The 10590-nt window shown below is 38.2% G+C and carries 3 protein-coding genes; all 3 read left to right on the forward strand.

Annotated elements, in window-relative coordinates; translation table 11 throughout:
- Nucleotides 1-21: 21 nt before the first annotated feature.
- The gene (locus NQ163_RS12570) at nucleotides 22-3543 is read left to right on the forward strand and encodes a tail fiber protein (RefSeq protein WP_268190662.1); all 3522 of its coding nucleotides are present in this window, start codon (nucleotides 22-24) and stop codon (nucleotides 3541-3543) included.
- A 744-nt stretch (nucleotides 3544-4287) separates the two neighbouring features.
- Nucleotides 4288-4665 carry a GxxExxY protein gene (locus NQ163_RS12575; protein ID WP_268190663.1) on the forward strand — a complete coding sequence of 126 codons (378 nt, stop codon included), beginning with the start codon at nucleotides 4288-4290 and terminating at the stop codon, nucleotides 4663-4665.
- A 231-nt stretch (nucleotides 4666-4896) separates the two neighbouring features.
- On the forward strand, nucleotides 4897-10590 hold a 5694-nt coding region (locus tag NQ163_RS12580), incomplete at its 3' end, for a DUF6443 domain-containing protein (RefSeq protein WP_268190664.1).

A 10590-nucleotide genomic window follows, 5' to 3' on the forward strand; every position in this document is an offset into this window, starting at 1 on the left:
AGAAGTTTAATTTAAATTAACATGAAGAAAATCTACAGCTTAATAATTGTCCTGTTTTTTGCACTTCCGCTTGTAAATGCACAAAGCATTCAAGAGAAACAGGAGATTAAAAATCATTTTCGGAATGGGAATGCACCAGGGGCGATACACTTTGCTTATTTAATTGATGCTTGTTACAACTATTCTGTTGGAGAAGGCTTATTGTATGATTCTGCAAATAATCTACTACAATCAGAAGTTCCGTTGAGTTTGCTTGAAAATAGTTTGCGAGATACGGCAATAACTCTTAGGCAGGAGAGAAATGCAGAGCTGAATTTACTTAAAAACTCTCTTTCTTCAAATGAGTTTAATTTAAGTACTAAGATTAATGATCTTGAAAATAGAATGAGAACAGAACTTTCTGACACTTCTTTCAAGATTAGATCGGACGTAAAGGAAAGCCTTATGCATATTAATAACTTAAAAACCAACGAACTTTTAGATACTGCAAAAGCCATTAGGTTCGATATGAATAATCAATTTCAGTTTACCAACGCATACATTAATGATGAAATTGTCCAATTAAATTCAAAGGTAGATAATAACTATTCAGAATTTAAAGATTCTACCCTAAGCATCAGGAATCATTTTGAAGTAAAATTACTACGCTTGGAAACTGCATTAAATGACTCAACACAAGTATTAAGAAAATACATTACCGACATTAATAGTGCTTTGATTCTGAAAATGGATGCCGGAGATAAAGAGTTGGGAGAGTATGTGGAAAATTATAAAGTTGAATTAATAAAAAAGATTGATTCTTTGGCTGAAGTTCATAATCTGGACAGAATAAAGCACGAAAATAGAATGAGTGATATTGAACAAAAGCATTCTGTATTATCGGACACCGTGTATACAATGAAAAAAAAGCTTGATACGCTCAATTATACCGAAAAGAATTTTACCAATACCCTAAAGCAGAAACTTGATAATATTGAAGATGGTGCCACAAGAAGTGATAATAATTTTACCGACGAATTAAAAACCAAATTGGATGGCATAGAAAATAGTGCAAATAATTATCAGTTGCCTTTGGGAACTCACAGTAAGTTGGGAGGGATACAGTTGAGTCAGGATTTTGTGATTTATAAAGGAAAGGCTTACAATGCCATGGACGCCAATAAAATTGACAGACAGTATGCCACTGATACGATTGTAAAGAATTGGACTTCGGAAATGAAGGATGGTGACCAGTGGACGAGAGTTCGTTACAAAATGGAAAATGGATTGGTTGATGCAGATGGAAATAAATTGTATGATTATGGAGAATGGAATCAGGCCTATAAATTTATTTACGATGACCTGGAAACTTCATATTATGAGTTTAATGCAACAGATTCATTGAATGTAATACTTGGGATACACGAAAAGGACAAACAGTTTAATGGCAAGGATAATACCCTTTTAGGACACAATGCCGGTTATACTCTTTATAAAGGAGGTGAAAGAAATGTATTGGTAGGGAAATTTGCGGGGCGAAGCTCTGAAAATATATCCGACAATGTATTTATTGGAAATCAGGCTGGAGAATCAATTGGAGATCCTAATGTGGCAGGAAATGTTAGTGGCGAATTTAAAGGCGAAAGAAATGTGGCTCTTGGCAGTAAAGCCATGCAAGGACGAAACGCTACAGGAAAATCGGTGGCAGTAGGTTTTTCGGCAATGGAATTAGGAGAACAAAATTCAGGCATTGCTATAGGATACAAGGCTGCTGCTGCAAATTCAGGTACAAATAATGTTGCCATTGGTTATGAAGCTGGCCTTTCTAAACCAGGATCGAATAACAGCAATAATATTATTGTTGGATATCGAAGCGGATACAATAGCACTTACACAAAAAGAAATGTATTTGTAGGAGATTCGGCTGCTTTTAACAATGAGTCAGGGAAAAATAATGTTGTTATTGGACATGGTGCAGGATGTACAAATAAAGGAAGTAAAAATGTGATCATTGGTAATGATATCGATGTTGCAGGAGACAGCAAATTGGCGATCGGGAATAGTGGAATGGTTTTAATATCCGGAGATTTTAATACAAAATCCGTATCAATAGATAAGTTAGCAACCAATGAATTAACTGTAGCCAATTCAAATTCCAATTATTATTCTGTTTCAGGTAAAAAAGTAATAGATAATACAGGCACTTTTGTTGGAGAAGGCGGAGTGAATACTTCAGGTCAGATCATTAGTAGCTATGCAAATGCCAAATCCGCAACAGCTTCTGCAATATCTGCACCCAATGGTTCGGTTTCTGCAAAATATTTGTTGGCAAACCAATCCATTCAAATTGGAGCCAAGGAAGTACTTAGCAATACAGCTGCTTTTGTTGGTGACGGAGGTGTAAATACTATAGGAAGCATTAAAACCAGTGGAGAGGTAAATGCTAAAGATATAACAAGTACAAATGCAACTTTTTCAGAAAAATTAGTGGTTGCCGGAATTGATATTGTGAAAGTTTCGGGTTCAAAAATTGAGGAACGCTATGCTGAAAATGTACATTCCCACAATGTTAATGAAATCAATACCAACTCTACCAATCAATTTGTAAGTCAGTCAGAAAAGAATGCATGGAACAATAAAGTAGATAAGGTATCAGGCAAAGATTTATCGAGTAACGATTTTACCAATACTTACAAGAGCAAGCTGGATGGTGTTGCCAGCGAAGCCAATAAATATGTACATCCTTCAAAACATTCGGCTGACATGATTACACAAGATGGCAATCATCGTTTTGTAAGCGACATGGAAAAAGCCAATTGGAACAATAAAGCCAATCGCTCGGAACTCTCTTCAAACGATTATACCAATGCAGATAAAAGCAAGTTGGCAGGAATTCAAGCAGGTGCAAACCATTATACTCACCCGGCAACACATTCGGCTGATATGATTGCCACAAATACCAACAAACAATTTGTAAGTCAGGCAGAAAAAGACAGTTGGACTACCGGGCAAATACCTGTGGGTGGAATTATCATGTGGAATGGAACAACAGTACCCGATGGTTGGGCTTTGTGTAATGGACAAACTGTGAATGGAAAGCTTACTCCAGATTTGCGAGGACGATTTATTGTGGGCAGCTATCCTGGAAAAGGAGGTTTTGCAGCAGGAAATTCAGGAGGAAGTATAGGCAATTCACCATCTGATATTGGTACTACTACAAATGGCAATCATTCCCATGCAGGAACAACAGGCGGTTACAAGTTAAAATTAAGCGATATGCCAGCTCATAAACATAAGTATAAGAACTATTATTACCTTGAAGATTCTGGTAAGGATGACGAGAGAAGTGGTTCCGATTATGGCTATGAGTATATTGAACAAGGTGTTGGTTCAGATGATACGGATGGTGACAATACAAGAGTTTTTTACAAGAAAATGGACACCTATGAAGCAGGTTCAAATTCTCCTAATACACATACGCATAGCATTTCTTCAGATGGAAATCACGATCATAAAGTAAGCGTACCTTATTACGTATTGGCATTTATTATGCGAGTAAAATAAGCTCTCCGTGTAACTCCGTGTTCTCCGTGGTTAAAAAATGAAGTGATAAATAAAGAAAAATTAAACCACCGAGGTCACAGAGAAACACAGAGAAAGAATAAGAAAATGTAAATGGTTTAAATGAAACCTCCGTGTAACTCCGTGCTCTCCGTGGTTAAAAAAAGAACCACCGAGGTCACAGAGGAACACAGAGAAAGAATAGGAAGATGTAAATGGTTTAAATGAAACCTCCGTGTAGCTCCGTGCTCTCCGTGGTTAAAAAAAGAATTACAGAGTACACCGGGTAATACAGAGAAAGAATAAGAAAATGTAAATGGTTTAAATGAAACCTCCGTGTAACTCCGTGCTCTCCGTGGTTAAAAAAAAAGAACCACAGAGTACACCGGGTAACACAGAGAAAGAATAGGAAGATGTAAATGGTTTAAATGAACCCTCCGTGTAGCTCCGTGCTCTCCGTGGTTAAAAAAAGAACCACCGAGGTCACCGAGTAACACAGAGAAAGAACTGGAAGATGTAAATGACTTAAATGAACCCTCCGTGTAACTCCGTGTTCTCCGTGGTTAAAAAAAGAATTACAGAGTACACCGAGAAACACAGAGAAAGAACTGGAAGATGTAAATGACTTAAATGAAACCTCCGTGTAACTCTGTGCTCTCCGTGGTTAAAAAATGAAGTGATAAATAAAGAAAAATTAAACCACCGAGGTCACCGAGTAACACAGAGAAAAATGAAAACAACAGAACCATGAAAGAAGATCAACTTACAGAAAAGATCATTCAGTGTGCAATAAAAGTTCACACTAGGCTTGGACCTGGTTTATTGGAGTCAGCATATCAGGCATGTTTGTATTATGAGCTAAACAAAGCGGGCTTAAAGGTTGAAAAAGAAAAAGCATTGCCTTTGATATACGATGATGTAAAATTGGATTGCGGATACCGAATAGACCTGCTTGTAGAAAAGCAAATTGTAGTTGAACTAAAAGCGGTAGATACTTTTCATGATATACATCTGGCTCAAACCTTAACCTATTTAAAATTGGCAAAAAGAAGAATAGGCTTGATGATTAATTTTAATGTAGAACAATTGAAATACGGAATAAAACGAGTGGTGAACGGTTATTAAACCTCCGTGGTAAAAATATTATTGAACCACTGAGTACACAGAGCACCACGGAGAAAATCAGACACGGGAAAAACAACTGATTGAATTGCAGTACTATTACAAGGAATAAAGGATGGATTATATGATTAAGACAAACAAAAGAAATAAAACTCTGTGTCTCTCCGTACCCTCTGTGTTAAAAGATTCCGGATATGTAAATCCATTTAGAGTCTTGATACTAAATTTTTAACTATGAAAAAACTTTTACTCCTCCTTAGCATATTATTTTGCGTTTTGTTTGCCAAAGCTCAGAATTTGCAAACAGAACGAGATAGCCTAAAACGAATGGCAAAATCGGCCATGATGGCAAGCAAATCGGCAGCAGTAGGTGGCGGTAGTAGTTCGGCAGGCCTGGCACCTGTTTCCATGCCCATTATGCCCTCGCCAACAGCGGCTTCTTTGGTACGCAATGCCACAGCCAGTCCCAATTTGTATACTGGTGCTGTTAATGTAAGTGTACCCTTGTACACTTTGCCGGCCCAGGGAATGAATGTGCCTGTTGGATTGGTATACCAAAGCAATGGTGTAAAAGTAAACGACAAAAACGGCCCCTTGGGCATGACCTGGAGCCTGCAAGGTGGTGGTGCTGTTGCACGTATTGTTAGAGGGTATCCTGATGAGTTTAAAGGGAAAATGACTAAAGAAATTTGGTTGGAAAGTGCCCCTGATCGGAAAGAAAAGCAAGAAGTTCAAATTAGTGGCTTTTGGTACAATACGATTCCAACTAATTATAAAACAAAGATTGAAAGTTTTAATCAGATAATAGATCGATCGGAAGGGAAAGATGAGAAGCTTTGGGATACCGAACCGGATAAATATTTGTTTAGTGCTCCTGGATTGGCAGGAAGTTTCTACATCCCTGAAAAAGGGAAAAAACCAATAATTCATTGCGATGCTGATATTGATATACAAACCTTTATTGTGGATGGGGCATTGAGAGGTTTTGTAATTACTACAAGTTCGGGATTGTGTTATGAATTTGGTATGCAGAAAAACTATTTGGAAAAACAATCTTTTGCAACAGAAAGCAAGATTAGTGAGGCAAGATTCAAACGAATGAAGGGTAAGTTTTACGAGACAAAATATTCTTTTGAAGAGGCTATCTATACAAAAACTTATTTGGATGAAAAAAACAAATATCCCTCTACCTGGTATTTGAAAAAAATTATTACTCCTTATAGTACTGATGCTATTTATTACAAATATCAATCGGATGAAGATAAAGAAGAAGAGCAAGCCAAATCAATAGATACACATTACGATAATTCTTTTAATGATTATTACTTTGCAAACCGAAGCAAATCTAATATTCGAGTGAATCGTTATCCCAAAGATAAAGATTACCTTTCACAGGTATTTACTTCAAAGCAAACAACAACTAAAATTTATGCTCCTAAACGTTTAACGAGTATTGCAAGTAGTACAGGAAAAGTTGTGCTGGTATATACTGATGACAAAAACAGAAGTATAAAGCAGGTGAGGATATTTGGAATTGATAAAAAAACACTCGTAAAATCATATCACCTTAGGTATACAGAAGAAATCAATAAAGTAATTGAACCTTTATATCCATCTTTAACCAAATATTATACAGCCCGTGGTCGATCTTTTGCAGGTTCAAGGAGAATAAGTAGTAATGTAAGTAAGAAAGGAAGTTCTTCAAGAAAGTTTTTGACGGAAATATATGAAATCAACAAAACAAATAGTGATTCAATACAAGCATTTAAATTTCAATACCATAATCCCGAGCTATTGCCTGAATTTTGTTCTCAATTTCAGAATCAATATGGCTTATATGTAAATTATCCGAATTTTAAGTCGCAATTTTATATTAAAGAAAATTCAACCTGTTATCCTATGTTGGCTCTTGATGAAAATAAGAGCAATGGTAGTAGAGGTAGCAATATGTCGGTAAATCAAATTGTTGGAACTGGAACACCCAATTTGGACGACAATGGAAGTAATTTGTTTATTTCAGACAGCACGGTGGTAAATGGCATGCTCATTTCCATGCAAAATGCAACAGGAGCACTCACAAAATTTATTTATGATGCCACATTCGAGGGAGCCAAATTAAAACAGGCAATTACTTCCGATGGAGCAAATAAAGTGCAAGCAATAGATTATAAATACGAGAACCCAATTCAACCTTTAGGATTTAGTTCTCGACAATATAAAGTTGGGGAATACAAAACAGGTATTAGTCCCTGGGGACGAACAGAACACTTGCTAACACAAGGGGCTCCTTATGGTTTTGAGAAATCAACAGTTACTACAAATGGAGTGAAAAATACAAGTTACTTTACCACAGCAAATACTTACAATAACAAACTGGCTGCTTCAACCAGTTATCAGGAGGTAATTGAAGGCGTAAATGTAGCAAATGGAAGAACAGGTGGATATGATGAAGATGAAAGGGACAGATATGATTTTTATACTTTTAAAAAGTTCCTGGATATACTGACAAACCTGTACAAATATGAGGTGTTGGATGCGCTGAGAAAGTATAATGGGGAGCAAAATAGCTACGAGTGTGTGGATTTTGTGTTGGCTGAATTGCGTAAGCAGCAGATTTATCCATCTTTAGATTTTTACTACGAAAGAAAAAAGAGATTGCAAACCAATTTTAGACATCGGGTGGGACGACCAACTGAATGCGATCAGCTAAGAGGAAGAGTAATAAAAACAGAAACCTATAATTTAAAAGGAGAAATAGCTTCTATTCAGCAGTTTAATTACGAAAAATACGATTTAAATAAGAATACAACAAAGAAACAAGCCTATGTAGTTTCGCAAAGTGATTATGAAGCCAACGATGTAAAATACATTGTACCCTACAGTGTTGATTATGAGACGCTGCGTTTGAAAAGCAGCAAATCCACTACGTACATTACAAAAAACGAAAAAACAGAAAAGGAAAGCACTATAGAATCTTATTCCAGTATATTTCCCCTAATTCCTGAGGAGGTAATTGAAAAGAATAAAAATACAGGCGATGTGTGGAAAACCAAGAACTTTTATGTCCTGTTCGATGACTCTAATAAATCAAAAACGAAAATGCGTGAGGAGGATATTGAACGTGATGATGATGAAACAGGTGGAGGTAGCAACAGCACTTCTCTCAAATACCAAGCATATCCTAAATATGCGATTCAGAAACAGGAAGTTTTTAAAAATGGCAAGCAGTTTTCGGGAAGCCAGGTAATTTACGATGAGAATACCCAACTGCCTAAAGAGCTACAAACTTGGATTAAGGAAAACTACGAAACTACGTTAACTTACGATAAATTCGATTACAAACGAAGAATTTTACAAGCACACGGTCGAGATGGAATTCCTACAGCTTATCGTTATAAGGGAAATTTTATTGATTTAACTGCACAAAATGCTACTTACGATGAGATAAGTAATGGCAAGGCTGAAGATTTGCGGAAAAAGCTTAAAAAGGCCATGATAGCCTCGGCCAATTATTCTCCTGTGGGTTTTCTTACCGACCAGACCGATGCCAATGGCTATACCCTTTATTACGAATACGATGATTTCGGACGGCTGAAACTCCTGCGTGATCACGACCAAAACATTGTAGAGGCTTACGATTACCAGTATGGTAAGGTAGGACAAGAAAAGGTAAGTGAAGAAAAGCTTGGGATTGGACAAATGGTATTGGGCGAAAGTTTTGTGGTGGGTGGCTATACCAAAAGCAAAATGGAAGGCCTGCCATCGGCAGGGAAAAATTACATTGCCAGCTATGGCTTTAAAAAAGAAAAGGCAACATTCAACGATAGAAACAATGTAGACAAGGCAAATACTACCATAGAGTACCAGGATGGATTGGGACGACCAACACAGCAAATTGCAGTAAATAGCTTGCCACAGGGGTATAGTGTGGTGCAAGCCTTCGAGTACGACAGTTTGGGGCGACAAGCTGCACAGTACAGAAGCCTGCCAATGCTTGGCGACTCGAAATACAAAAAAGACTGGAAACAGTACTTGCAAGACCGTTACGAAAATACCTACAAGGCCGAAAGCAGTTACGATGCGTTTAACCGGGTGAACAAGCAAGGCAGTTTTGGAGAGGAGTATGCATTGAGCAAGCGCCCCAAAATTACACATTACGGAATGAACCAGGCAGCTGTTGAATCTTATACCATCGATTTGAATTCAGATCAGTTCAAAAAGAAGACATACACCAAAGGAACTCTGATAAAAACAGCAGTATACTACGAGGGAATTACCAATGTGGTATACAAAAACATGAATGGGCAAGTAGTACGAAAAGGAGCCGTACAAGGCAACCAAAAAGGAGATGTAGACCACAATTCGGGATTGCTTACCGATTATGTATACGACGACCATGGCAATCTTCGGGCCATTTTGCCACCACAAGCCAAAGGCGATATCACAAAAAAGGAATATGTGTACAAATTCCATTACGACGAACGCAACCGCCTGGTAAAAAAAGAAATACCGGGAGCGGGCAGCATCACCATGCAGTACGACGAGTTAGACCGCTTGGTACGCGAAACCGATGCCAAAGGAGTAACAAGCTATATCAAATACGATGAGTTGAGCCGCCCTGTTGAAACAGGATATCTGAAAAAGCAGTCAGCAGTCAGCGATCAGCATTCAGCAGGGAAAGAAACTGTTTTGAGCAGAACTTACTACGACAATTACGATTTTAATTTTGCAAAAGCAAACTCATGCAGTACGGAACATGCCGAAAGCAACCTGGGACGCATTACCGGGAGTGAAATCCGTGTATTGGGAACCGATACCTGGATAAAAGCTGTAAGCTACTACGACAAGGAAGGAAGAGTAATAGAAGCCATTTCGCAAAACAACACAGACGGAACCGACCGCGTAACCAGCAGCTACAATTTTGAGGGAAAAGTAACCGAAACGCATGTAAGCAAAACCTTTAACGGCAAAAAATATTCGAGTAAACGGGAGTACGATTACGGAAAAGCAGGCGAGCTGCTAAATGTTCACCACGGGGTAAACGGGCAAAGCAGTATCGTACTTTCAAGCTTCAGATACAACAACGATGGCTCCCTTGCCGAAAAGCGTCTGCACAATGGAAGCATTAAAACCAATTATACCTACGACGAACTGGACCGCATGGTAAAAGCCCGAAGCAAAAAGCTCTTCGAGTTGGAACTAGCCTACGATTCTTCCTTAAAAGGAGCCAACAACCAGTTCTATTACGATGGCAGCCTAAGTGCCATGGCCTGGAAAAGCAAGAACAAAAAACGCTATACCTATAGTTTTGACTACGACAAGTGGAAAAACCTTTCGGCAGCCAATTCTACCGACCATCCCTACACTACCGAATATCATTACGACCGTAACGGAAATATGGATTGGTTAAAACGCCGCGATAGCTTGTGCACCGAACCTGGAGATGTATACCAGCATTTCGAATACAAATATGAAGGTACTAACCAATTAAAGAAACTATGGCGAAAAAATACCGAACAGGTTAAAGTATGGCCCGGCGATAGCAATAACGACGGCAAAGTAGATGTTGACGACCAGCATCCTGTTGGCTACAATTACAAGCTAAAAGCCAAGGCAAGGGACACCCGAAGTACAGCATGGAAAGCCTATATGGCCATACAACGAAAAGGGGACGATTTAGTCTTTTCCGATACCGATGGCAATGGAAAAATAAACGAGCTGGACACCATTGCCATTCATCAAAACATGCTGAAAACACATGAAATAGCCGAAGCAACAGCTACCAAACCCTTTTCGTATAAATACGACGATAACGGTAACATGGTGTACGACGAGTACAAAAAGCTACACATTAGCTACAACATACTCAATTTGCCCGATACCCTAAGCGTAACAGGACAAGGCAAAATCGTGAACCAGTATTTGGCT

This window comes from Marinifilum sp. D737, from assembly GCF_026672275.1.
Lineage (GTDB): Bacteria > Bacteroidota > Bacteroidia > Bacteroidales > Marinifilaceae > Marinifilum.